Below are 20306 nucleotides of genomic sequence, written 5' to 3' on the forward strand. Positions count from 1 at the left end.
AGGTCTGAAGCCGAGCTAACAACGCTGATCCAACAGGCCATGGCGCGTTGCAGTCAATGTAGGAGCCGGCCTTGCCGGCGAAGCGCCGCGCGGGCGGCGCTCGATCTTGAGTACGCTGGTGAGCCCAAGGCATGCACCTACAGGCCCTGATGCGATTCCACGCCAGGCGATTACGATTTACCCAAAAAGGTCCGGCCGAAAATCAGGGTAATCCACCAGGTGCCAGCCAATGCATTTGCGGCGCCCTTGAAACCGAGCGCCGCCCGCGCGGCGCTTCGCCGGCAAGGCCGGCTCCTACATGGGTTTCAACGCGCCATCGTCTGTTGGATGAGCGCTACCAGCCTTGTTGGCTCGCCCCCAGCCCCCTGTTGCCCCATCTGATGCCACCAGCACCTTGTCAGCCCGCCCGCTCGCCGCCACACTAACCCCCATGAAAAACCTCAGCCCGAGTTACCTCAAGCATCAGTTCCTGATTGCCATGCCGCACATGGCCGACCCGAACTTTGCCCACACCCTGACCTACATCGTCGAGCACAATGCCAACGGTGCCATGGGGCTGGTGGTCAATCGCCCGCAGGAGCTGAACCTGGCCGATATCCTCGAGCAGCTGCGCCCGGACACCGAGCCGCCGGCACGCTGCATCCACGTGCCTATCCATATCGGCGGCCCGGTACAGACCGACCGCGGTTTTGTGCTGCACACCAACGACAAGACCTTCCAGGCCACCGTCCAGCTCGACGGGCTGGCCCTGTCGACCTCGCAGGACGTGCTGTTCGCCATCGCCGACGGCGTGGGCCCGGCGCAGAGCCTGATCACCCTGGGCTACGCCGGCTGGGAAGCCGGGCAGCTGGAAGCGGAACTGGCTGACAACGCCTGGCTCAACTGCCCGTTCGACCCCGAGATCATCTTCGGCATGGCCTGCGAGCAACGCCTCGAAGCCGCCGCAGCCAGCCTGGGCATCAACCTCAGCCTGCTCACCAGCCAGGCGGGGCACGCCTGATGGCGGCGCTCAAACTGCTGCTGGGCTTCGACTACGGCACCAAGCAGATCGGCGTCGCCGTCGGCCAGGTGATCACCGGCCAGGCCCGCGAGCTGTGCACCCTGAAGGCGCAGAACGGCGCACCCGACTGGGCCCAGGTGGAAAAACTGTTCAAGGAATGGCAACCCGACGCGGTAGTCGTCGGCCTGCCGCTGAACATGGACGGCACGCCCAGCGAAATGAGCGCGCGCGCCGAGAAGTTCGCCCGACGCCTGAACGGCCGCTTCAACGTGCCGGCCTACACCCACGACGAGCGCCTGACCACCTTCGAGGCCAAGGGCGAACGCATGGCCCGTGGCGGCCAACGCGGCAGCTACCGCGACAACCCGGTGGACGCGATTGCCGCCGCCCTGCTGCTGCAAGGCTGGCTCGACGCCCACGCCGAACAGGCCTGAACCCGACCATCGGTTACACGCCGGGCCAGCTCTCTGCCCCGGCCTCTTGAGGAGCAAGCATGAGCCTACCCAACCCCGCCGAACTGATCCGGCAGATGGCCGTTGACCTTCGCGCCCACCTGCAACGCCGCGCCATCGCCGAACCACGCTTCATCGGCATCCGCACCGGCGGCGTATGGGTGGCCCAGGCGCTGCTGGCCGAGCTGGGCAGCGATTCGCCGCTGGGCACCCTCGACGTGTCGTTCTACCGCGACGACTTCAGCCAGAACGGCCTGCACCCGCAGGTGCGCCCGTCCGAGCTGCCGTTCGAGATCGAAGGCCAGCACCTGGTACTGGTGGACGACGTGCTGATGAGCGGGCGCACCATCCGCGCCGCCCTCAACGAACTGTTCGACTATGGCCGCCCGGCCAGCGTGACCCTGGTGTGTCTGCTGGACCTGGATGCCGGCGAACTGCCGATCCGGCCGAACGTGGTGGGCGCCACCCTGTCGCTGCAAGCCCATGAACGGGTAAAATTGTCCGGCCCCGCGCCGCTCGAACTCGAGCGCCAGGACCTCGCTTCCGCTTCCGCCCTTTAAGAGTCCCCCGCGATGACGCCAATCGACGCCAAGCGCCCGCTGCAGCTCAATGACCAGGGCCAGCTGCGCCACTTCCTCTCGCTCGACGGTTTGCCCCGCGAACTGCTGACCGAAATTCTCGACACGGCCGACTCGTTTCTCGAAGTCGGCGCGCGTGCGGTCAAGAAAGTCCCGCTGCTGCGCGGCAAGACCGTGTGCAACGTGTTCTTCGAGAACTCCACGCGTACCCGCACCACCTTCGAACTGGCCGCCCAGCGGCTGTCGGCCGACGTGATCACGCTGAACGTGTCGACCTCCTCCACCAGCAAGGGCGAGACCCTGTTCGACACCCTGCGCAACCTTGAAGCCATGGCCGCCGACATGTTCGTGGTGCGCCACGCCGACTCGGGCGCCGCGCACTTCATCGCCGAGCACGTGTGCCCGGAGGTGGCGATCATCAACGGTGGCGACGGGCGCCACGCGCACCCGACCCAGGGCATGCTCGACATGCTGACCATTCGTCGCCACAAGGGCGGCTTCGAGAACCTCTCGGTGGCCATCGTCGGCGACATCCTGCACTCGCGGGTGGCGCGCTCGAACATGCTCGCGCTGAAAACCCTGGGTTGCCCGGACATCCGCGTGATCGGCCCCAAGACCCTGCTGCCGATCGGCATCGAGCAGTACGGCGTGAAGGTCTACACCGACCTGGAGCAAGGCCTGAAGGACGTCGACGTGGTGATCATGCTGCGCCTGCAGCGTGAGCGCATGACCGGCGGCCTGCTGCCCAGCGAGGGCGAGTTCTACCGCCTGTTCGGCCTGACCACCGCACGCCTGGCCGGGGCCAAGCCCGATGCCATCGTGATGCACCCCGGCCCGATCAACCGTGGCGTGGAAATCGAGTCGGCCGTGGCCGACGGCGCCCACTCGGTGATCCTCAACCAGGTCACCTACGGCATCGCCGTGCGCATGGCGGTGTTGTCCATGGCCATGAGCGGGCAGACCGCGCAACGTCAATTCGAGCAGGAGAACGCCCAGTGAGCCTGAGTATCCTCGGCGCCCGTGTCATCGACCCAACCAGCGGCCTGGACCAGGTCGGCGACCTGCACATCGACGCCGGCAAGATCGTCGCCATCGGCGCTGCCCCGGCCGGCTTCAAGCCCGCCCGTACCCTGGACGCCACCGGCCTGGTGGCCGCGCCCGGCCTGGTCGACCTGAGCGTTGCCCTGCGCGAGCCCGGCTACAGCCGCAAGGGCAGCATCGCCAGCGAAACCCGCGCCGCCGCCGCCGGTGGCGTGACCAGCCTGTGCTGCCCGCCGCAGACCCGGCCGGTGCTCGACACCTCGGCAGTCACCGAGCTGATCCTGGACCGCGCCCGTGAAGCCGGGCACAGCAAGGTGTACCCGATCGGCGCCTTGAGCAAGGGCCTGGAAGGCGAGCAACTGGCCGAGCTGATCGCCCTGCGCGATGCCGGCTGCGTGGCCTTCGGCAACGGCCTGAACAGCTTCACCAACACCCGCACCCTGGCCCGCGCGCTGGACTACGCGGCCACCTTCGACCTAACGGTGATCTTCCATTCCCAGGACCGCGACCTGGCCCAGGGCGGCCTCGCCCACGAGGGCGCGATGGCCAGCTTCCTCGGCCTGCCGGGCATTCCGGAAACCGCCGAGACCGTGGCCCTGGCCCGCGACCTGCTGCTGGTGGAACAGACCGGCGTGCGTGCGCACTTCAGCCAGCTGACCAGCGCCCGGGGTGCCAAGCTGATCGAACAGGCCCAGGCCCGCGGCCTGCCGGTGACGGCGGATGTGGCGCTGTACCAGTTGATCCTCACCGACGAGGCGCTGCGCGACTTCTCCAGCCTGTACCACGTGCAACCGCCGCTGCGCACCCGCGCCGACCGCGACGGCCTGCGTGATGCGGTCAAGCGGGGCGTGATCCAGGCGATTTCCAGCCATCACCAGCCGCATGAGCGCGACGCCAAGCTGGCGCCGTTCGGTGCCACCGAACCAGGCATCAGCAGCGTCGAGTTGCTGCTGCCGCTGGCGATGACACTGGTCGAGGACGGCCTGCTCGACCTGGCAACCTTGTTGCAGCGTTTGTCTGCAGGCCCTGCGGCGGCCCTGCGCCTGCCGGCCGGGCAGTTGCAGGTGGGTGCGGCGGCAGACCTGGTGCTGTTCGACCCGCAGGCCTCGACCGTGGCTGGCGAACAATGGCGCTCCAAGGGCGAAAACTGCCCGTTCATCGGGCACTGCCTGCCGGGTGCGGTGCGTTACACCCTGGTTGACGGGCACATCAGCCACGAAGCCTGAGTCAAACCCTTCGCCGGCAAGGCCGGCTCCTACCGGTAGGAGCCGGCTTGCCGGCGAAGGGGCCGCAAAGGTTGAAATCTTTCCCCCCACCCCCATATGAGTCTGCATCAGGCATTTTCGCCTCGCTGCGTGGAGACTCTCCCTTGACCACCATCGTTTCAGTTCGTCGCCACGGCAAAGTCGTCATGGGCGGCGACGGCCAGGTTTCCCTCGGCAATACCGTGATGAAAGGCAACGCCAAGAAGGTTCGTCGCCTGTACCACGGCCAGGTCATCGCCGGCTTCGCCGGTGCCACCGCCGACGCCTTCACCCTGTTCGAGCGCTTCGAAGGCCAGCTCGAAAAACACCAGGGCCACCTCATTCGCGCCGCCGTCGAGCTGGCCAAGGAATGGCGTACCGACCGCTCGCTGAGCCGTCTGGAAGCCATGCTGGCCGTGGCCAACAAGAACGCCTCCTTGATCATCACCGGCAACGGTGACGTCGTCGAACCCGAAGACGGCCTGATCGCCATGGGCTCCGGCGGCGCCTACGCCCAGGCCGCCGCCCGCGCCCTGCTGCAGAAAACCGACCTGTCGGCTCGCGAAATCGCCGAGACCGCACTGAACATCGCCGGCGACATCTGCGTGTTCACCAACCACAACCTGACCATCGAGGAGCAGGACCTGGCCGAGTAATTCAGCTGTTCTGGCGCCCGACCCCGACGGTCGGGCTTTTCCACGCTGAACACTTGCCCACAGGACCATCGACCATTATGTCCATGACCCCCCGCGAAATCGTCCACGAACTCAACCGCCACATCATCGGCCAGGACGATGCCAAGCGCGCCGTCGCCATCGCCCTGCGCAACCGCTGGCGCCGCATGCAGCTGCCCGAAGAGCTGCGCGTGGAAGTCACCCCCAAGAACATCCTGATGATCGGCCCCACCGGCGTGGGCAAGACCGAAATCGCCCGTCGCCTGGCCAAGCTGGCCAACGCGCCGTTCATCAAGGTCGAAGCCACCAAGTTCACCGAAGTGGGCTATGTGGGCCGTGACGTCGAGTCGATCATCCGCGACCTGGCCGACGCCGCGATCAAGCTGCTGCGCGAGCAGGAGATCGTGCGCGTGCGCCACCGTGCCGAAGACGCCGCCGAAGAGCGCATCCTCGATGCGCTGCTGCCACCGGCCCGCACCGGCTTCAACGAAGACCCGGTCAACAGCAGCGATTCCAACACCCGCCAGCTGTTCCGCAAGCGCCTGCGTGAAGGCCAGCTGGACGACAAGGAAATCGAGATCGAGGTGGCCGAAGCGGTCGGCGTCGACATTTCCGCGCCGCCGGGCATGGAAGAGATGACCAACCAGCTGCAGAACCTGTTCGCCAACATGGGCAAGGGCAAGAAGAAGAGCCGCAAGCTCAAGGTCAAGGAAGCGCTCAAGCTGGTGCGCGACGAGGAAGCCGGGCGCCTGGTCAACGAGGAAGAACTCAAGGCCAAGGCCCTCGAGGCGGTCGAGCAGCACGGTATCGTGTTCATCGACGAGATCGACAAGGTAGCCAAGCGCGGCAACGTCGGTGGCGCCGATGTGTCCCGTGAGGGCGTGCAGCGCGACCTGCTGCCGCTGATCGAAGGTTGCACGGTCAATACCAAGCTGGGCATGGTCAAGACCGACCACATCCTGTTCATCGCCTCCGGTGCGTTCCACCTGAGCAAGCCGAGCGACCTGGTGCCCGAGCTGCAGGGTCGTCTGCCGATCCGTGTCGAACTCAAGGCCCTGAGCCCGGAAGACTTCGAGCGCATCCTCAGCGAACCGCATGCCTCGCTCACCGAGCAGTACCGCGAGCTGCTCAAGACCGAGGGGCTGAACATCGAGTTCGCTGCCGACGGCATCAAGCGCCTGGCCGAGATTGCCTGGCAGGTCAACGAGAAGACCGAGAACATCGGTGCCCGTCGCCTGCACACCCTGCTCGAGCGCCTGCTCGAAGAGGTGTCGTTCAGCGCCGGCGACCTGGCCAGCGCCCACAGCGAAGCGCCGATCCGCATCGACGCCGAGTACGTCAACAGCCACCTGGGCGAATTGGCACAGAACGAAGATCTGTCGCGCTACATTCTGTAGCTCAGCGGCAAGCGGCGAGCTGCAGGCCGGAGGTGCTGGACGCCTTCTCCTGCAGCTTGTAGCTTGCAGCTTGAAGCCCAAGAGCCTTATAGCCATGCCCCGTCTGCCTACCGCCATCAATCTGCACAAAGCCTCCAAGACCCTGAGCCTGACCTACGGGCCCGACGAGGTGTATCACCTGCCCGCCGAATTTCTGCGCGTGCACTCCCCTTCCGCCGAGGTCCAGGGCCACGGCAATCCGATCTTACAATTTGGCAAGCTCGGCGTCGGCCTGAGCCAGCTCGAGCCCGCCGGGCAGTACGCGCTCAAGCTCACCTTCGACGACGGCCACGACAGCGGCCTGTTCACCTGGGAATACCTCGAACAGCTGTGCCTGCGCCAGGACCAGCTGTGGGCCGAGTACCTCGACGAACTGGCCAAGGCCGGCAAATCCCGCGACCCTTCCGAGTCGATCGTCAAGCTGATGCTCTAGCCCGGCACTCCGGCGTTTTAGAGCGCATTTTCTAATTCTATTTGCTTGAATGCCCGTGCGCCGGCCAGCGATTGGCCGGCTTGCGCATTCCATGAAAGTCGGGTAACCAATGGATATGGCAAGTACCCTGCATGGGCGGGTTGATGCAGGGTCTGGCCGGTATGCCGAGGTCGCGAGCGAAAGCAGGTTGTCTTCACACGCATAAACCCGCAGGGCTCATCACCGTCGCGCATCCGGTCGCAGGACCGCAGTTCGTTATCACTGGTCACCCGAGCAGTAGTACCGGGCATTCGTCTGTGCAACGCCCACAGCCCAGCCGGTACTCGTCTCAGGACAACGGAGCGTCGTAGATGAGTAACAAGAACAACGATGACCTGCAGCGCCAAGCCTCTGAAAACACCCTGGGCCTGAGCCCCATCATTGGCCTGCGCCGAAAGGATTTGCTGTCTTCGGCCCGGATGGTGCTGCGTCAGGCCATCAAGCAACCGCTGCACAGTGCCAAGCACGTCGCGCATTTCGGCCTGCAGCTCAAGGACGTGATCTTCGGCAAGTCCGGCCTACAGCCGGAGGGCGACGACCGCCGCTTCAGCGACCCGGCCTGGAGCCAGAACCCGCTGTACCGCCGCTACCTGCAGACCTACCTGGCCTGGCGCAAGGAACTGCACGACTGGATCGGCAACAGCAACCTGTCGGAGCAGGACATCAGCCGCGCGCACTTCGTCATCAACCTGATGACCGAGGCCATGGCCCCCACCAACAGCGCGGCCAACCCGGCAGCGGTCAAGCGGTTCTTCGAAACCGGTGGCAAGAGCCTGCTCGACGGCCTGTCGCACCTGGCCAAGGACATGGTGCACAACGGCGGCATGCCCAGCCAGGTCAACATGGACGCCTTCGAGGTGGGCAAGAACCTGGCCACCACCGAGGGCGCCGTGGTATTTCGCAACGACGTGCTGGAGCTGATCCAGTACCGCCCGATCACCGAGCAGGTGCACGAAAAGCCGCTGCTGGTGGTACCGCCGCAGATCAACAAGTTCTACGTCTTCGACCTCAGCCCGGAAAAGAGCCTGGCGCGCTTCTGCCTGCGCTCCACGGTGCAGACCTTCATCGTGAGCTGGCGCAACCCCAACAAGTCCCAGCGCGAGTGGGGCCTGTCGACCTACATCGATGCGCTCAAGGAGGCCGTCGACGTGGTGCTGGCTATCACCGGCAGCAAGGACCTGAACATGCTCGGTGCCTGCTCCGGCGGCATCACCTGCACCGCGCTGGTGGGCCACTACGCGGCACTGGGCGAGAAGAAGGTCAATGCCCTGACCCTGCTGGTGAGCGTGCTCGACACCACCCTCGACACCCAGGTGGCGCTGTTCGTCGACGAGCAGACCCTGGAGTCGGCCAAGCGCCATTCCTACCAGGCCGGTGTGCTCGAAGGCCGCGACATGGCCAAGGTGTTCGCCTGGATGCGCCCCAACGACCTGATATGGAACTACTGGGTCAACAACTACCTGCTCGGCAACGAGCCGCCGGTGTTCGACATCCTGTTCTGGAACAACGACACCACGCGCCTGCCCGCCGCCTTCCACGGCGACCTGATCGAAATGTTCAAGAACAACCCGCTGGTGCGTCCCGGTGCACTGGAAGTGTGCGGCACGCCGATCGACCTGAGCCAGGTCACCACCGACATCTTCAGCGTGGCCGGCACCAACGATCACATCACCCCATGGAAGTCCTGCTACAAGTCGGCGCAGCTGTTCGGCGGCAAGGTCGAGTTCCTGCTGTCCAACAGCGGGCATATCCAGAGCATCCTCAACCCGCCGGGCAACCCCAAGTCGCGCTACATGACCAGCAGCGAGATGCCGGCCCAGGCCGACGACTGGCAGGAGAACTCCACCAAGCACACCGATTCCTGGTGGCTGTACTGGCAGGCATGGCTGGCCGAGCGCTCCGGCGCACTCAAGCCGGCACCCGCCAAGCTGGGCAACAAGGCCTACCCGAGCGCCGAAGCGTCGCCCGGCACCTACGTCCACGAACGCTGAAAACACCCGGCGCCGCCGCAGGCAAGGCGGCGCTGCTACTCACGACAGGGCTCGCGCATGCCGCAACCGTACCTCTTCAGAACCGTCGAGCTCGATGGCCAGTCCATCCGCACGGCCGTTCGCCCCGGCAAGCCGCACCTCACGCCGCTGCTGATCTTCAACGGTATCGGCGCCAACCTGGAGCTGGTGTTCCCGTTCATCGATGCGCTGGACCCGGACCTTGAAGTGATCGCCTTCGACGTGCCCGGCGTGGGCGGTTCGTCGACACCGCGCCGGCCCTACCGCTTCCCCGGGCTGGCCAAGCTGACGGCGCGCATGCTCGACTACCTCGACTACGGGCAGGTCAATGCCATCGGCGTGTCGTGGGGCGGAGCGCTGGCCCAGCAGTTCGCCCACGATTACCCCGAGCGCTGCAAGAAGCTGGTGCTGGCGGCCACCGCCGCCGGTGCGGTGATGGTGCCGGGCAAGCCGCGGGTGCTGTGGCTGATGGCCAGCCCCAGGCGCTACATACAGCCGTCCCACGTGATCCGCATCGCCCCGGAAATCTACGGCGGGGCCTTTCGCCGCGACCCGAACCTGGCCGCGTCGCATGCGGCCAAGGTGCGTTCCTCGGGCAAGCTGGGCTATTACTGGCAGCTGTTCGCCGGCATGGGCTGGACCAGCATTCACTGGCTGCACAAGATCCAGCAGCCGACCCTGGTGCTGGCCGGCGACGACGACCCGCTGATCCCGCTGATCAATATGCGCCTGCTGGCCTGGCGAATTCCCAATGCCCAGCTACACATAATCGACGACGGTCACTTGTTCCTGATCACCCGGGCCGAAGCCGTTGCCCCGATCATCATGAAATTCCTGCAGCAGGAGCGCCAACGCGCCGTCATGCATCCACGGCCCGCCCCGAGCGCTTGAGCACCTCTATCGCTTGCACCCCCGGCAGGAGCGCCGGGGCATGTCAGCGCCAGTTCGGGTTGGTGTCGCTCTTGCATTGAAACATTGGTTGATGGCCTGACGACGGAGTGTTGCCTGGATGAAAGACAAGCCCGCGAAGCCCGGGGTACCGACCCCCGCTGCCTATCTCAACGTGCGCAGCGCCATCAGTGGCCTGCGCGGTCGCGACCTGCTGTCGACGGTGCACCAGCTGGGGCGCCACGGCCTGCGTCACCCGCTGCACACGGCGCGCCACCTGCTGGCGCTGGGTGGCCAGCTGGGGCGCGTGATGCTGGGCGATACCCCCTACCAGCCCTCGCCACGCGACACCCGCTTCAACGACCCGGCCTGGCAGCTCAACCCGCTGTACCGACGCGGCCTGCAGGCCTACCTGGCCTGGCAGCAGCAGACCTGCCAGTGGATCGACGAGAGCCAGCTGGACGACGATGACCGCGCCCGCGCGCACTTCGTGTTCTCGCTGCTCAACGATGCAATGTCGCCCAGCAACACCCTGCTCAACCCGGCGGCGGTCAAGGAGCTGCTGAACTCCGGCGGGCTGAGCCTGGTGCGCGGCTTGAACCACCTGCTCGACGACCTGCGCCACAACGACGGCCTGCCACGCCAGGTCAACCCGGACGCCTTCGAGGTGGGCAGGAACCTGGCCAGCACCGCCGGCGCGGTGGTGTTTCGCAACGAGCTGCTGGAGCTGATCCAGTACCGCCCGATGAGCGAAAAACAGTACGCCCGGCCCCTGCTGGTGGTGCCGCCGCAGATCAACAAGTTCTACATCTTCGACCTCAGCCCGACCAACAGCTTTGTGCAGTACGCCCTCAAGAACGGCCTGCAAACCTTCATGATCAGCTGGCGCAACCCCGACGCCCGGCATCGCGAATGGGGCCTGTCGAGCTACGTGGCGGCGGTCGAGGAAGCCATGAACGTGTGCCGCTCGATCACCGGCAGCCGCGACGTCAACCTGCTTGGCGCCTGTGCCGGCGGGTTGACCATCGCGGCCCTGCAGGGCCACCTGCAGGCCAAGCGCCAGATGCGCCGGGTGCACAGCGCCACTTACCTGGTCAGCCTGCTCGACAGCCAGTTCGACAGCCCCGCCAGCCTGTTCGCCGACGAGCAGACCCTGGAGGCGGCCAAGCGCCGCTCCTACCAGCAGGGCGTGCTGGAGGGCCGCGAGATGGCACGGGTGTTCGCCTGGATGCGCCCCAACGACCTGATCTGGAACTACTTCGTCAACAACTACCTGCTGGGCAAGGCGCCCCCGGCATTCGACATCCTGTACTGGAACAACGACAACAGCCGCCTGCCGGCCGCGCTGCACGGCGATCTGCTGGACTTCTTCAAATTCAACCCGCTGACGCACGCCGACGGCCTCGAGGTGTGCGGCACGCCGATCGACCTGCACAAGGTCACGGTGGACAGCTTCCACGTGGCCGGCAGCAACGACCACATCACCCCGTGGGACGCGGTGTACCGCTCGGCCCTGCTGCTGGGCGGCGAACGGCGCTTCGTGCTGGCCAACAGCGGGCATGTGCAGAGCATCCTCAACCCGCCGGGCCACCCCAAGGCGCATTTTGTCGAGAACCCCAGGCTGAGCAGCGACCCGCGGGCCTGGTACCACGATGCGCAGAAGGTCGAGGGCAGCTGGTGGCCGCAGTGGCTCGACTGGATACAGGCGCGCTCCGGTGCGCAGCGCGAAACCCGCCTGTCGCTGGGCAGCGCCAATTACCCTCCCATGGACCCCGCACCCGGCACCTACGTGCTGGTGCGCTGAGCAAGAAGAACGGATGAAGACCCGCGACCGTATCCTGGAGTGCGCCCTGCACCTGTTCAATCGTCAGGGCGAGCCGAATGTCTCGACGCTGGAAATCGCCAACGAGATGGGCATCAGCCCGGGCAACCTGTACTACCACTTCCACGGCAAGGAGCCGCTGGTGCTGGGCCTGTTCGAGCGTTTCGAGGAGGAGCTGACGCCCCTGCTCGACCCGCCCCTGGAGGTGCGCCTGGATGCCGAGGACTACTGGCTGTTCCTGCACCTGATCGTGGAGCGCATGGCGCAGTACCGCTTTCTGTTCCAGGACCTGTCCAACCTTACCGGGCGCCTGCCCAAGCTGGCGCGGGGCATGCGCACCCTGCTCAATGCGCTCAAGCGCACGCTGGCGGCATTGCTGGCGAGCCTCAAGGCGCATGGGCAGGTGACCAGCGATACCCGCGCACTGGGGCAACTGGTGGAGCAGATCAGCATGACCTTGCTGTTCTCGCTGGACTACCAGCGGATTCTGGCGCGCGAGGGCGAGGTCGGGATCGTGGTGTACCAGGTGATGATGCTGGTGGCGCCGCACCTGGAGGTGGAGTCACGCCTGGCGGCGGAGCAACTGGCCTTGAGGTACCTGGAAGGCTGAAGAGCTTCGCCGGCAAGGCCGGCTCCTACAGACGGCGCGCTACCTGTAGGAGCCGGCCTTGCCGGCGATGAGGCCAGCACAGGCACCCCACATAAAAACGCCCGGCACACAGGCCGGGCGTTTTCTGTACAGCTGCCTCGAGTCAGGCCTGGCTGGCCGGGCTCGAAGGTGCTGGTGCTGCCGACGCGGCTGGCGCCGCAGTGGCCGCCGGGCTTGGCGCCGGTGCCGCACTGGCACTTGGCGCTGCCGGTTTGGCCGCTGCGGGCTTGGCTGCAGCAGGCTTGGCCGGGGCTTTCTTCACCGCTGGCTTTTTCGCTGCTGCCGGCTTGGCGGCAGGTTTTGCGGCAGATTTGGCCGCCGCTTTCGCTGCAGGCTTGGCGGCTGCGGTTTTCGCCGCGGCCGGCTTGGCTGCTGGCTTGGCCGCTGCCGGTTTGGCCGCCGCAGTTTTGGCCGCAGGCTTGGCCGCCGCTTTCGGTGCTGCCTTGGCCAGTGGCTTGGCCGGCGCCTTGGCCGAGACCGACTTGACCGAGGCACCGGTCAGTTTCTCGATCTGCTTGGTCAGGGTGTCGACCTGCTGGTGCAGTGCCTTGACCTCATTGCGGCTGGGCACGCCCAGGCGCGAGATGGCACTGTTCAGGCGCTTGTCGAAAGCCTCTTCGAGTTCGCTCCACTTGCCCAGTGCGCGGTCTTTCACGTCGCCTACGCGCGAGGTCGCAGACTTGGCACTGGCCTTGGCCGAGTTGACGCTGCCCTTGGCCTGCTTTTCAGCTTTCTCACCGTCCTTGACCAGGGTTTCGAAAAGCTTGCTGCCGTCCTGATCGATCTTGGAGTAGATACCCAAACCAGCCAGCCAGATCTTGCGGGAATACTTTTCGATCCCCCCGACCCAGGAGCTGCTCTCTTTCTCAGTTGTCTTTTTGCCAGCCATCCCGCTCTCCTTATTGTTTGCGTGCGACACGATCGAGCAACAGCGTCAGCTCTTCGAGCTTGGCAGAAAGTGCCTCCACGTCATGTTTAGACGGAATGCCGATGCGATTCAAGGCGCTGGCGACCCGTGTGTCGAAAGCCTTTTCGATTTTATCCAGCTGAACTTCGACCTTGCCCTTCACGCTGCCCAGTTCCTGCCTGGCGGACTGGATCTCGCTGTTGGCGGCATCGAGTTCGTGGTCGAGGCGTTTCTTGCCTTTTTTCTCCACGGTTTCGCCGGCCTTGACCAGCTCCTTGAGGTACTCGGCGCCCTCCTGCCCGACCCGGGTGTAGGCCCCCAGGCCTGCCAGCCAGATCTTGCGCGCGTAGCCGCGCACCTCGCCCAGGGCCTTGCCCGGGGCGTCGTCGATTTTCTTCAGGGTCACTTTGGCCATGCTCTGCACCTCACGCTTGAACGGAAATGGAGTTACGCCCGTGAAAGTTGGGCTTGGGCACAAAGGTAGGGGGAAAAATTAGAATCCTCACCCTAAGGGCAGGATTTGCTGTGCAGCGAAGGCCCCTGTCGCGGATCAAGCCCGCGCCCACAGGGCCTGCAGTGAACCTGCGGAAGCCGCTTGACCCGCTACAGCGGTTTCAGGCCAGGGCCTTGTCCAGGGCCCGCTCGATCTCGGCCTTGATCGTGCCGCCCATCATCGACAGCATCATCCCGAGCTTCAACTCCACCCGGATGCTGTCGTCGCCGATATCGATGCTGCCATTGGCACCGCTGCGCCTGACCTCTACCCGGTCACCGTTCCACTGCGCCTTGAGGTCGTACTCGCGGGTCAGCTTGTCCACCAGGGCTTCGGCCTTTTCCCGGGCCGCTGCGCGCCCCAGGCTGTGTTTGCGTTCGACGCTGATCTGGGTCATTCAATCAATCCTGGCTAGAAGGGCATACTCCCATTATGCCCCTGCCTCCGCCTGCGACACACCCCGCCAAGACAAATGCAGCCGCACGCCCTAGAATGGCCAGTAATTTTTTCCGGTGAAGCGATATGAACGACCAGCGCAAAGGCGAACACGCCGAACCCACCACCCACTTCGGCTACAAGGATGTCCCCGAAAGCCAGAAGGCCGAGAAAGTCGCCGAAGTCTTTCACTCGGTGGCCGCCAAGTACGACCTGATGAACGATGTGCTCTCCGGCGGCATGCACCGCCTGTGGAAGCGCTTCACCATCGAGCTGTCGGGCGTGCGCCCTGGCAACCGCGTGCTCGACATCGCCGGCGGCACCGGCGACCTGGCGCGCAAGTTCTCGCAGCTGGTCGGCCCCACCGGCCAGGTGGTACTGGCCGACATCAACGCCTCGATGCTCAAGGTCGGTCGTGACCGCCTGCTCGACAAGGGCGTGGCCGGCAACATCGAGTTCGTCCAGGCCGACGCCGAGAAGCTGCCCTTCCCCGACAACCATTTCGACTGCGTGACCATCGCCTTCGGCCTGCGCAACGTGACCCACAAGGACGACGCGATCCGCTCGATGCTGCGCGTGCTCAAGCCGGGCGGCCGCCTGCTGGTGCTGGAGTTCTCCAAGCCGACCAACAAGCTGATGTCCAAGGTCTACGATGCCTACTCGTTCGCCTTCATGCCGCTGGCCGGCAAGCTGATCACCAACGACGCGGACAGCTACCGCTACCTCGCCGAATCGATCCGCATGCACCCCGACCAGGAAACCCTCAAGGCCATGATGGTCGACGCCGGTTTCGACCGCGTCACCTACCACAACATGACCAGCGGTATCGTGGCCCTGCACCGCGGTATCAAACCCTGATGTTGCTGGCCGGGCTGCTCGCCAGCGTCGAACACGGTCTCAACCGTGTGTTGCGCATGGACAGCACTGCGCTGCCGCGCCTGGCTGCGCTCGAGGGCAAGATCATTGCCATCGACTGCCGCCAGCCGGCGCTGCAGTTGTACATCCTGCCCGGCGATGAAGGCCTGATGCTCGCCAGCCACTGGGAAACCGAGGCCGACTGCACCCTGCGTGCACCGGCCAGCAGCCTACTGCAACTGGCCCTGAGCCAGGACAAGCCGGCGGTGCTGCACAGCCCGCAGGTGGAACTCGAAGGCGACAGCGCGGTGCTGCTCGACCTGGTCGGCGTGCTGCAGGACCTGGAGCTGGACTGGGAGTACGAACTCTCGCGCTGGCTCGGCCCGGTCGCCACCCAGCTGATCGGCGGCCACCTGCGCAGCCGCGCGCGCTGGACCCGCCAGGGCCTGGCCAGCCTCAACCAGAACCTTGGCCAATACCTGGCCGAAGAGGCCCGCACCCTGGTCGGCCAGCGCGAGGCCGAAGCGCGCTTCGCCGAGCTCGATGCCCTGAAAATCGATGTAGAACGCCTCGAGGCACGCATTGCGCGCCTTGCCCGATCCCTTGAATCCAGCGATAACGCATGAAGCTGCTTGCCGTCCGCCGTCTGTTGCGCATCCAGCGCGTCGTGATCCGCTACCGTCTCGATGACCTGCTGTTCGACCTGCCCCTGCCCTGGTGGCTGATGACCCTGCGCTTCGCCATGCCCTGGCGCTGGCTGCCGCGCAAGCCGTCGCCCCTGAGCCGTGGCGCGCGCCTGCGCCTGGCGCTGCAGGACCTGGGCCCGATCTTCATCAAGTTCGGCCAGTTGCTCTCCACCCGCCGCGACCTGCTGCCCGCCGACATCGCCGACGAGCTGATGCTGTTGCAGGACCGCGTGCCGCCCTTCGACCCGCAAAAGGCCGTGGCGCTGATCGAATCGCAGCTCGGCGCCAAGGTGGGCGAGATCTTCAGCCGCTTCGACGTCGAACCGCTGGCCTCGGCCTCGGTGGCCCAGGTGCACGCGGCGCGCCTCAAGAGCGGCGAGGAGGTGGTGGTCAAGGTGGTGCGCCCAGGCCTCAAGCCGATCATCGCGCAGGACCTGGCCTGGCTGTTCCTGATCGCCCGCGGCGCCGAGCGGGTGTCGGCCGATGCCCGCCTGCTGCACCCGGTAGAGGTGGTCAACGATTACGAGAAGACCATCTACGACGAGCTCGACCTGCTGCGCGAGGCGGCCAACGCCAGCCAGCTGCGACGCAACTTCGAAGGCTCGGAGATGATGTACGTGCCCCAGGTGTACTGGGACCTGTGCCGGCCCAAGGTGCTGGTGATGGAGCGAATCTATGGCGTGCAGGTCACTGACCTTGCCACCCTGGCCGACCAGCGCACCGACATGAAGCTGCTGGCCGAGCGCGGCGTCGAGATCTTCTTCACCCAGGTGTTTCGCGACAGCTTCTTCCACGCCGACATGCACCCGGGCAACATCTTCGTCAGCACCGTCAAGCCGTGGAGCCCGCAGTACATCGCGATCGACTGCGGCATCGTGGGCAGCCTCACCCCCGAGGACCAGGACTACCTGGCACGCAACCTGTTCGCCTTCTTCAAGCGTGACTACCGTCGCGTGGCCCAGTTGCACATCGACTCGGGCTGGGTACCGGCGCAGACCAAGCTCAACGAATTCGAGGCGGCGATCCGCACCGTGTGCGAGCCGATCTTCGAAAAACCGTTAAAGGATATTTCCTTCGGCCAGGTGCTGATGCGCCTGTTCCAGACCGCGCGGCGCTTCAACATGGAAGTGCAGCCGCAACTGGTGCTGCTGCAGAAGACCCTGCTCAACATCGAAGGCCTGGGCCGTCAGCTGTACCCTGACCTGGACCTGTGGAGCACCGCCCAGCCGTTTCTGGAGCGCTGGATGCGCGAGCGGGTCAGCCCGAAAAACGTGCTGCAGAATCTGCACAGCCAGGTCGAGCAACTGCCGCACTTGGCCGGCATGACCCGCGACCTGCTCGAACGCATGTCGCAACCGCACCTGAACGACCCGCCGCCACCCTGGCAGCAGCGCGATCGCTGGGCCCTGCGCCTGCTCGGTGCCGGCCTGCTGGCGGGCGGCGCAACCCTCGCCGCAGGCGCCGTGAGCCTCAGCGCCCCGGCAGCCTGGCCGGCCTGGCTGATGCTGGCCGGGGGCCTTTACCTGATCGTGCGCCGATAGCCAGCCTGCTGCGTGGCTGGCACACTAGCAGGTGGCATCGGTGCGGGACCGTGGCCTATTTTGGAGTCGAACATGAAAGACTGGCTGGACGAGATCAACTGGAACAGCGATGGCCTGGTACCGGCGATCGCCCAGGACCACAAGACCGGGCGCGTGCTGATGATGGCCTGGATGAACCGCGAGGCCCTGAGCCTGACTGCCGCCGAGCAGCGTGCCATCTACTGGTCGCGTTCGCGTGGCAAACTGTGGCGCAAGGGCGAAGAGTCCGGCCACGTGCAGAAGCTGCATGAAATGCGCCTGGACTGCGACGCCGACGTGATCATCCTGATGGTCGAGCAACTGGGCCACATCGCCTGCCATACCGGCCGTGAAAGCTGCTTCTACCGCGTGTACGAGAACGGCGCGTGGAAGACCGTCGACCCGGTACTCAAAGACCCGCATGCCATCTACAGCGCAGGACACTGACATGAGCGACACCCTGATCCGCCTGGCCGAAGTGCTCGAATCGCGCAAGGGCGCGGCCCCCGACACCTCGTACGTGGCCAGCCTGTACCACAAGGGCCTGAACAAGATCCTGGAAAAGGTCGGCGAGGAATCGGTCGAGACCATCATCGCTGCCAAGGACGCCGCCGTCACTGGCGAATGCAGCGATGTCATCTACGAGACCGCCGACCTGTGGTTCCATAGCATGGTCATGCTCGCCGCCCTGGGCCAGCACCCGCAGGCCGTGCTGGACGAACTGGACCGCCGCTTCGGCCTGTCCGGGCACGACGAGAAGGCCGCCCGCCAGCCGTCGGCCTAACGAATTCAATCGAGGATTGCACCATGGGTATTTTTGACTGGAAACACTGGATCGTCCTGCTGGTGGTGGTTGTACTGGTGTTCGGTACCAAGAAACTGAAAAACCTGGGCAGCGACCTGGGCGAATCGATCAAGGGCTTCAAGAAGGCCATGAACGAAGAGGAAGACAAGCCGGAGCAGCCCACCGTACAGCCTGCCCAGCCGACCCCGCCGCCCGCCGCTGCACCGCTGAACCAGCCGCAGACCTTCGATGGCCAGGCGCACAAGGTCGAAGAGCCGACCAGGAAAGAGTGAACACATGTTCGGGATCAGCTTCAGTGAGTTGTTGCTTGTGGGCCTGGTGGCCTTGCTGGTGCTCGGCCCCGAGCGCCTGCCGGGCGCTGCACGTACCGCCGGGCTATGGATCGGCCGACTGAAACGCAGCTTCAACGCGATCAAGAACGAGGTGGAGCGCGAGATCGGTGCCGACGATATCCGGCGCCAGCTGCACAACGAGCACATCCTCTCCATGGAGCAGGAAGCCCGGCGCATCCTCAACCCGCAATCGGTTCAGCCCGATCCGGCGCACACCCCCGGCGCGGAGCCAGCCGCCACCGCCACCGAGGCTGCGCCGGCGCCTGCACCAGAACCTGTGACTGCACCGACACCTGCACCTGCACCTGCCGTCGAAGCAGCACCGCCCACCGAACCGACACAGCCGCCGCGAGCCCCATGAGCGAAATCCCGGAAAACGACCAGCCGATGCCGCTGGTCTCGCACCTTACCGAGCTGCGCACGCGCCTGTTGCGCTGCGTCGCGGTCATCTTCGTGATCTTCGCCGGCCTGTTCGCCTTCGCCCAGCAGATCTACACCCTGGTCTCGGCACCGTTGCGCGCCCACCTGCCGGCCAACGCCACGATGATCGCCACCGACGTGGCCTCGCCGTTCCTCACGCCATTCAAGCTGACCATGATCGTCTCGCTGTTCCTGGCGATCCCGGTGATCCTGCACCAGATCTGGGGGTTCATCGCCCCCGGCCTGTACCGCCATGAAAAACGCATCGCAGTGCCGTTGCTGGTGTCGAGCATCTTCCTGTTCTATGCCGGCATGGCCTTCGCGTACTTCCTGGTATTCCCGCTGATCTTCGGTTTCTTCGCCAGCGCCACGCCCGAAGGCGTGTCGATGATGACCGACATCGCCAGCTACCTCGACTTCGTCATGACCCTGTTCTTCGCCTTCGGCGTGGCCTTCGAGATCCCGGTGGCGGTGATCCTGCTGGTGTGGATCGGCGTGGTCGACGTGAAGTACCTGAAGAAGATCCGCCCCTACGTCATCATCGGCTGCTTCGTGGTCGGCATGGTGCTGACCCCGCCGGACATCTTCTCGCAGACCCTGCTGGCCGTGCCGATGTGGTTGCTGTTCGAAGTCGGCGTGCTGTTCGGCGGGCTCATCCGCAAGCGCAGTGCCCCGGTGCAGGCCGATGAGCCTGACGACCAGCCGCCAGCCACCCAGCCGTGAACCTGCTGCTGCTCGAGGAGGCCAACTTCGTCGCGGCCGACCGTGTGGTGCTGGGCGACCGGCGCTTTACCCACATGCAGGAGATCCACCGCGTGGCGGTGGGCGACACCCTGCGCGTGGGACGCCTGGGGGGGCTGATGGGGCAGGCCGTGGTGCTGCGCCTGGAGGGCCATGAAGCCGAACTGTCGGTCGAGTTCACCCAGCCGCCGCCGGCCAAGCTGCCGCTGACCCTGGTGCTGGCCCTGCCGCGCCCGAAGATGCTGCGCCGGGTGTTCCAGACCGTGGCCACCATGGGCGTGGGCAAGCTCATCCTGGTCAACAGTTACCGGGTCGAGAAGAGCTTCTGGCAAACCCCCTTCCTGGAGCCTGCGGCGATACGCGAGCAACTGGTGCTGGGCCTGGAGCAGGCGCGCGACACCGTGCTGCCCGAGGTGGTGATCGAGAAGCGCTTCAAGCCCTTCGTCGAAGATCGCCTGCCAGCGATTGCCGAGGGTACCCTGGGCCTGGTCGGCCACCCTGGCAACCACCCGCCCTGCCCGCGCGCATTGACCGAGCCGGTGACCCTGGCGATCGGCCCGGAAGGTGGCTGGATCCCGTATGAGGTCGAGCTGCTGGGCAAGGCCGGGCTGAACCCGGTACAGCTGGGCGAGCGCATCCTGCGCGTGGAGACGGCGGTCACCGCCCTGCTGGCGCGGTTGTTCTAGCACCGCGTCCGCTGCTGTGCGTAGGAGCCGGCCTTGCCGGCGACGCCTTTCATACACACCTTCAGTTTTGTGACCCCAGGCCGATGCATTGGCCACAGACCACGCATCCGCCCCCGCCTGAC

At 65.5% G+C, this 20306-nt stretch carries 24 protein-coding genes; 21 read left to right on the forward strand and 3 right to left on the reverse strand.

The features are described from left to right. The first annotated feature begins 430 nt into the window (after positions 1 to 430). From V9K84_RS20010 to V9K84_RS20065, 12 genes are all read left to right on the forward strand, one after another. On the forward strand, positions 431 to 1000 hold the full coding sequence (locus V9K84_RS20010) for a YqgE/AlgH family protein (protein ID WP_043862144.1): 570 nt from the start codon (positions 431 to 433) through the stop codon (positions 998 to 1000). Next, a complete protein-coding gene (ruvX, locus tag V9K84_RS20015; protein ID WP_043862145.1) occupies positions 1000 to 1434 on the forward strand; it encodes a Holliday junction resolvase RuvX in 435 nt (144 codons plus the stop codon). The genes V9K84_RS20010 and ruvX overlap by 1 nt, the downstream gene beginning before the upstream one ends. Positions 1435 to 1493: 59 nt before the next feature. After that, positions 1494 to 2012: a bifunctional pyr operon transcriptional regulator/uracil phosphoribosyltransferase PyrR gene (pyrR, locus tag V9K84_RS20020; protein ID WP_054915766.1), complete on the forward strand. Its 519-nt coding sequence runs from the start codon at positions 1494 to 1496 to the stop codon at positions 2010 to 2012. 12 nt (positions 2013 to 2024) lie between these two features. Further along, on the forward strand, positions 2025 to 3029 hold the full coding sequence (locus V9K84_RS20025; RefSeq protein ID WP_043862147.1) for an aspartate carbamoyltransferase catalytic subunit: 1005 nt from the start codon (positions 2025 to 2027) through the stop codon (positions 3027 to 3029). Further along, positions 3026 to 4297 carry a dihydroorotase gene (locus tag V9K84_RS20030; protein ID WP_043862148.1) on the forward strand — a complete coding sequence of 424 codons (1272 nt, stop codon included), beginning with the start codon at positions 3026 to 3028 and terminating at the stop codon, positions 4295 to 4297. The genes V9K84_RS20025 and V9K84_RS20030 overlap by 4 nt, the downstream gene beginning before the upstream one ends. A 143-nt stretch (positions 4298 to 4440) precedes the next feature. Continuing rightward, positions 4441 to 4971, forward strand: a complete 531-nt coding sequence (hslV, locus tag V9K84_RS20035) for an ATP-dependent protease subunit HslV (protein ID WP_088514686.1) — start codon at positions 4441 to 4443, stop codon at positions 4969 to 4971. Positions 4972 to 5048: 77 nt separating this feature from the next. Further along, positions 5049 to 6386: an ATP-dependent protease ATPase subunit HslU gene (gene hslU, locus V9K84_RS20040; RefSeq protein WP_054915767.1), complete on the forward strand. Its 1338-nt coding sequence runs from the start codon at positions 5049 to 5051 to the stop codon at positions 6384 to 6386. 94 nt (positions 6387 to 6480) lie between these two features. Further along, on the forward strand, positions 6481 to 6858 hold the full coding sequence (locus tag V9K84_RS20045; RefSeq protein WP_043862150.1) for a DUF971 domain-containing protein: 378 nt from the start codon (positions 6481 to 6483) through the stop codon (positions 6856 to 6858). A 350-nt stretch (positions 6859 to 7208) separates the two neighbouring features. After that, on the forward strand, positions 7209 to 8888 hold the full coding sequence (phaC, locus tag V9K84_RS20050) for a class II poly(R)-hydroxyalkanoic acid synthase (protein ID WP_043862151.1): 1680 nt from the start codon (positions 7209 to 7211) through the stop codon (positions 8886 to 8888). Positions 8889 to 8945: 57 nt separating this feature from the next. After that, positions 8946 to 9797 (forward strand): poly(3-hydroxyalkanoate) depolymerase, encoded by an 852-nt coding sequence (gene phaZ / locus V9K84_RS20055; protein ID WP_043862152.1) that lies wholly within the window; start codon positions 8946 to 8948, stop codon positions 9795 to 9797. A gap of 118 nt (positions 9798 to 9915) precedes the next feature. After that, entirely contained in the window at positions 9916 to 11598 is a 1683-nt protein-coding gene (gene phaC / locus V9K84_RS20060) for a class II poly(R)-hydroxyalkanoic acid synthase (RefSeq protein WP_078479839.1), read from the forward strand. Between the two features lie 13 nt (positions 11599 to 11611). Continuing rightward, a complete protein-coding gene (locus tag V9K84_RS20065) occupies positions 11612 to 12226 on the forward strand; it encodes a TetR/AcrR family transcriptional regulator (protein WP_043862154.1) in 615 nt (204 codons plus the stop codon). 142 nt (positions 12227 to 12368) lie between these two features. On the opposite strand, the gene V9K84_RS20070 is transcribed toward V9K84_RS20065, so the two are convergent. The 3 genes from V9K84_RS20070 to V9K84_RS20080 all read right to left on the reverse strand — a co-directional run bounded on the left by V9K84_RS20070 (position 12369) and on the right by V9K84_RS20080 (position 14062). After that, positions 12369 to 13154 (reverse strand): phasin family protein, encoded by a 786-nt coding sequence (locus V9K84_RS20070; RefSeq protein ID WP_088514685.1) that lies wholly within the window; start codon positions 13152 to 13154, stop codon positions 12369 to 12371. A gap of 10 nt (positions 13155 to 13164) precedes the next feature. Continuing rightward, positions 13165 to 13587: a phasin family protein gene (locus V9K84_RS20075; RefSeq protein ID WP_043862156.1), complete on the reverse strand. Its 423-nt coding sequence runs from the start codon at positions 13585 to 13587 to the stop codon at positions 13165 to 13167. A gap of 199 nt (positions 13588 to 13786) precedes the next feature. Beyond that, positions 13787 to 14062 carry a polyhydroxyalkanoic acid system family protein gene (locus tag V9K84_RS20080; protein WP_043862157.1) on the reverse strand — a complete coding sequence of 92 codons (276 nt, stop codon included), beginning with the start codon at positions 14060 to 14062 and terminating at the stop codon, positions 13787 to 13789. Between the two features lie 125 nt (positions 14063 to 14187). On the opposite strand from V9K84_RS20080, the gene ubiE reads away from it, so the two are divergent. The 9 genes from ubiE to V9K84_RS20125 all read left to right on the forward strand — a co-directional run bounded on the left by ubiE (position 14188) and on the right by V9K84_RS20125 (position 20184). Next, positions 14188 to 14958: a bifunctional demethylmenaquinone methyltransferase/2-methoxy-6-polyprenyl-1,4-benzoquinol methylase UbiE gene (gene ubiE, locus V9K84_RS20085; RefSeq protein ID WP_043862158.1), complete on the forward strand. Its 771-nt coding sequence runs from the start codon at positions 14188 to 14190 to the stop codon at positions 14956 to 14958. Then, complete coding sequence (locus V9K84_RS20090) at positions 14958 to 15581, forward strand: SCP2 sterol-binding domain-containing protein (protein ID WP_088514684.1); 624 nt, start codon at positions 14958 to 14960, stop codon at positions 15579 to 15581. The genes ubiE and V9K84_RS20090 overlap by 1 nt, the downstream gene beginning before the upstream one ends. Then, a complete protein-coding gene (gene ubiB, locus V9K84_RS20095; RefSeq protein ID WP_043862160.1) occupies positions 15578 to 17182 on the forward strand; it encodes a ubiquinone biosynthesis regulatory protein kinase UbiB in 1605 nt (534 codons plus the stop codon). The genes V9K84_RS20090 and ubiB overlap by 4 nt, the downstream gene beginning before the upstream one ends. Positions 17183 to 17254: 72 nt before the next feature. Then, positions 17255 to 17647 carry a phosphoribosyl-AMP cyclohydrolase gene (gene hisI / locus V9K84_RS20100; RefSeq protein WP_043862161.1) on the forward strand — a complete coding sequence of 131 codons (393 nt, stop codon included), beginning with the start codon at positions 17255 to 17257 and terminating at the stop codon, positions 17645 to 17647. Position 17648: 1 nt separating this feature from the next. Continuing rightward, complete coding sequence (locus V9K84_RS20105) at positions 17649 to 17984, forward strand: phosphoribosyl-ATP diphosphatase (protein WP_088514683.1); 336 nt, start codon at positions 17649 to 17651, stop codon at positions 17982 to 17984. 23 nt (positions 17985 to 18007) lie between these two features. Beyond that, entirely contained in the window at positions 18008 to 18277 is a 270-nt protein-coding gene (locus tag V9K84_RS20110; RefSeq protein WP_043862163.1) for a twin-arginine translocase TatA/TatE family subunit, read from the forward strand. A 4-nt stretch (positions 18278 to 18281) separates the two neighbouring features. Then, on the forward strand, positions 18282 to 18698 hold the full coding sequence (tatB, locus tag V9K84_RS20115) for a Sec-independent protein translocase protein TatB (RefSeq protein WP_043862164.1): 417 nt from the start codon (positions 18282 to 18284) through the stop codon (positions 18696 to 18698). Further along, positions 18695 to 19480 (forward strand): twin-arginine translocase subunit TatC, encoded by a 786-nt coding sequence (gene tatC, locus V9K84_RS20120; RefSeq protein ID WP_043862165.1) that lies wholly within the window; start codon positions 18695 to 18697, stop codon positions 19478 to 19480. Before tatB ends, tatC begins: the two co-directional genes overlap by 4 nt. Beyond that, positions 19477 to 20184: a 16S rRNA (uracil(1498)-N(3))-methyltransferase gene (locus V9K84_RS20125; RefSeq protein ID WP_088514682.1), complete on the forward strand. Its 708-nt coding sequence runs from the start codon at positions 19477 to 19479 to the stop codon at positions 20182 to 20184. Before tatC ends, V9K84_RS20125 begins: the two co-directional genes overlap by 4 nt. Positions 20185 to 20306: the final 122 nt, after the last annotated feature.

Origin of the sequence: Pseudomonas sp. AE27, assembly GCF_037113495.1 — a bacterium.
Classification (GTDB): domain Bacteria; phylum Pseudomonadota; class Gammaproteobacteria; order Pseudomonadales; family Pseudomonadaceae; genus Aquipseudomonas; species Aquipseudomonas palmensis.